The 1,643-nt window shown below is 45.9% G+C and carries 2 protein-coding genes; both read right to left on the bottom strand.

The window, feature by feature from the left end; genetic code table 11:
* Window positions 1–541 (bottom strand): filamentous hemagglutinin N-terminal domain-containing protein (locus JUI58_RS01485; protein ID WP_204101971.1); only part of this gene is annotated, 541 nt, incomplete at its 3' end.
* A 101-nt stretch (window positions 542–642) separates the two neighbouring features.
* On the bottom strand, window positions 643–1,643 hold a 1,001-nt coding region (locus tag JUI58_RS01480), incomplete at its 5' end, for a CHAT domain-containing protein (protein WP_204101970.1).

Genomic DNA, 1,643 nt, shown 5'->3' with positions numbered 1-1,643 from the left:
GTTGGGAAACATCAAAGGCAAATTGAAAAGGGATTCCTGTTAATTCTGTGTAATTGTTTTCTCCAAAAGCATTAAACCATTGATTATTGCCAAAACCTATTCCTGTCGCTGTGGTTGCGGTAAAATCTCCTGGTATATTTAAACTCGCATTACTCCCAAATACAATTCCTGCTGGATTCATTAAAAATAAATGAGAATTTCCCCCAGTTACTTGAATCAAGCCATTAATAAGGGAAGGATCTCCACCCACAACGCGACTGAGAATATTGTGAATGCTGGGGGCAGAAAGAAAATTAGCAACTTGTCCTGCATCGAGTCCAAATTCCTGAAAACTATGAAATAAGTTATTCCCCGCCGCCGTTCCTCCTGTAATATCAAATTGACTGCCCTGCACAGAAATTACTGTTCCTGTACTGTCATTCCCACCGGAAACCGTTCCCGCTTTGGCTGAGGAGGGGGCGATCGCGGTACAGAATAAAGTCAGAAGAGACAAACCACAAGGCCAGGGAAGCAAGGAAGAAGAAAGACGGTAGAGAATCATGGCTCTAGGGGGGATTGATGCACGATTTATGTCTCTTTATCATAGCGGGTGATTGGCTCATTGAGAATTGAGAATTGAGAATTGAGAATTGAGAATTGAAATTACCAAGGAGTACCAATTAAGGTGAAGGCACTCCAAAAATAAGGATGGCTCAAATCGCCTCCTCCTTCTAACTCTTGAGTTAAAGCGATCGCGCCACTGGGGGTGATAACTTCTCCCTCTCCTAATCTCGTTTCTCCTCGAATCATTGCTAATTGCGATCGCCTTAACGCTTCGGCTTTTATGGGTGCCTCTTTTAATTGTTCGTAAAAAGTAGTCATTAATCCAAATGTTCCCGAATCGCTCACTTGCCATAAACTTCCCAATGCAGACTTAACCCCCGCCATCACCGCTAAACCTGCAAACCCTAACTCTGCTTGCACGTCTCCCAATGCTGTCTCGCAAGCACTCAACACTAACAATTCTACGGGAGGATCGTGCAGTCCCAATTCTCGAATTTGACTCAAAGGTAATTTTCCCGCCCCTAAATAGATGAAAGAATCATCTGGACTTCCTGACTCGAATTTTCCGTGAGTCGCTAAGTGAATCATGCGAAAGGGAGTTTGCTGGCGAGCCTCCACTAATTTCTCAGCAGTAAAGTCTTCGTTTAAATAAGAATCCCCTTCCCAGAGTTGATTAGTGAGTAAATCTACTTCGACTCCGGCTGCGGGTAAGGGGTTTTGGTCGTCAAAGGTTTCTGCACCCATCGCTAAGAGGCTCATTCCGCGCACGTCGGCGTAACTCAGGTCGGTTAAGGCCATGCTGGGCATTAAACTGAGGCTATAGCGTTCGATGAGAAATTGTTCTCCATCGTGAAGGGCGGCGACGGGAATGGAACGCAGTCCTGAATCGAGGAGAAAGGTGAGATGCTGGATTTCTAAGGTTTCTAAATCTTTGGCTATCGGTTCGATGAGCCATTCATAGAGTTTTTGGGAGGGTGCAATAAAGGAGGTGGGACGGCGGGTATTAATGGCGGCGTTGCGGAAGCGATCGGCAACTCGCAAGGCTAATTCGCGGTTGATGGGGACAGGACGAATGACGGGATCGCCGTTAGGAGGAACAA

The organism is Spirulina sp. CCY15215 (assembly GCF_016888125.1).
GTDB lineage: Bacteria > Cyanobacteriota > Cyanobacteriia > Cyanobacteriales > Spirulinaceae > CCY15215.
The sequence above is the reverse complement of the archived record's forward strand: the minus strand, read 5'-3'. Positions and strand labels throughout refer to the sequence as shown.